Origin of the sequence: Novosphingobium colocasiae (assembly GCF_014652555.1) — a bacterium.
In the GTDB taxonomy this organism is placed as follows: domain Bacteria; phylum Pseudomonadota; class Alphaproteobacteria; order Sphingomonadales; family Sphingomonadaceae; genus Novosphingobium; species Novosphingobium colocasiae.
Map to the genome: position 1 here is coordinate 1 of NZ_BMZA01000053.1, position 1,571 is coordinate 1,571.

Below are 1,571 nucleotides of genomic sequence, written 5' to 3' on the forward strand. Positions count from 1 at the left end.
ATCTCGACATGGCAGCACCTGTCTGAGGTGTTGCACTTCGTTTGTGAACTCAGAGGGTCTCGCTTCTTTTCGCGTCGGGCGGAAGAAAAGCAGGATCCCGGGTCGAGCCCGGGATGACGGAATCAATGTAACCTGCTTCAGCTCGAGATGGCTAAATCAGCGCGCGAAACTCTTCCACAACAGTGCGATAGACCCGTTTTTTGAAAGGAACGATCAGGTCCACCAGCGTTTCCGGCTCGACCCATTTCCACTCCGCAAACTCGGGCGGGCGGTGGGCGCGCAGGTTAATGTCCTTGTCTTCGCCCTCGAAGCGCAGCAGGAACCAGTGCTGGCGCTGGCCGCGATACTTGCCGCCCCACAGCTTGCCGACCAGTTCGGGCGGAAGATCGTAAAGAACTTCGTCACGGGTCTGGGCGAGGACGATGACGTGGCCGTTTTTGACCCCTGTTTCCTCCCACAGCTCGCGCAGCATGGCGTCACGCAGGTCTTCCCCGTCGTCAACGCCGCCCTGGGGCATCTGCCACCAGTCGCCCTCACGGTTGTCGATTCGCTTGCCGACGAATACTTTGCCCTGCGCGTTCACCAGCATGATGCCCACGCATGGGCGGTAGGCTAGCGGGACTGAATCGTTCATCGTCCTGCGGTTATCCCTTGTTTTCGCGTCGGAGAAGGCCATCCATAAGGAGGGGCCGAACGATTTCGGCGCGACGCATGGGCGCAAGAATGGAGCATGGCCGTTGTCTTGACCAGTGCGTTTTCTACACCAAACGACAATTGTCACTCTTGCAAGGCGCAGAGTTTTTCTAAATTGCCAATCAAGCATGATGCGCCCAGAGGGACCGTTATAAGGTTTTCCGGCACGTGCCGAAGAGGATGAAAAATGGCTACACTTTCAGCCGAACACGACCAACGTAGTGCTGATGAAACCGCCGCACCCGAAGCGGTGGTGGTTCGTTTTGCGGGCGATTCCGGCGATGGTATGCAGTTGACCGGCGGCCAGTTCACACTGTCCACCGCACTGGCCGGCAACGACCTGGCGACTTTCCCCGATTTCCCCGCCGAAATCCGCGCGCCGCAGGGTACGCTGTTTGGCGTCTCGGCGTTCCAGATCAACTTCGGGTCGAGCGAGATCACCACGGCGGGCGACGCGCCCGACGTGCTGGTGGCGATGAACCCGGCGGCGCTGAAGACCAACGTCCAGGCGCTCAAGCCCGGTGGCCTGGTGATCGCCGACACCGGCGAGTTCAACAAGCGCAACCTCGAAAAGGCGAAGTACGACGTCAGCCCGCTCGACGACGGCAGCCTTGCCAGGTGGGATGTGCTGGCGTTCGACATCTCGGCGCTGACGCTGGAGGCGGTGAAGCCGTTCGGCCTTGGCAACAAGGAAGCGCTGCGCTGCAAGAACATGTGGACGCTGGGCCTGGCGCTGTGGATGTTCGATCGCGATCGCCAGCCGCTGGTGGATTGGCTGAACGCCAAGTTCAAGAAGAACCCGATCCTGGCCGAAGCCAACATCGCTGCCCTCAATGCCGGTCATGCTTATGGCGAGACGGCCGAGCTGGCCGGGCCGC

Annotated in this window: 2 protein-coding genes; one reads left to right on the forward strand and one right to left on the reverse strand. The window is 60.6% G+C overall.

The genetic code is table 11. The features are described from left to right. Positions 1-151: 151 nt before the first annotated feature. A complete protein-coding gene (locus IE122_RS18145; RefSeq protein ID WP_189622633.1) occupies positions 152-634 on the reverse strand; it encodes an RNA pyrophosphohydrolase in 483 nt (160 codons plus the stop codon). A 246-nt stretch (positions 635-880) separates the two neighbouring features. Between IE122_RS18145 and IE122_RS18150 the strand changes: the two genes are divergently transcribed. Next, on the forward strand, positions 881-1,571 hold a 691-nt coding region (locus tag IE122_RS18150; protein ID WP_189622632.1), incomplete at its 3' end, for a 2-oxoacid:ferredoxin oxidoreductase family protein.

Coding starts and splice junctions, on each gene's coding strand:
- IE122_RS18145 (WP_189622633.1), bottom strand. CDS start 634: ATGAACGATTCAGTCCCGCTAGCCTACCGCCCATGCGTGGGCATCATG.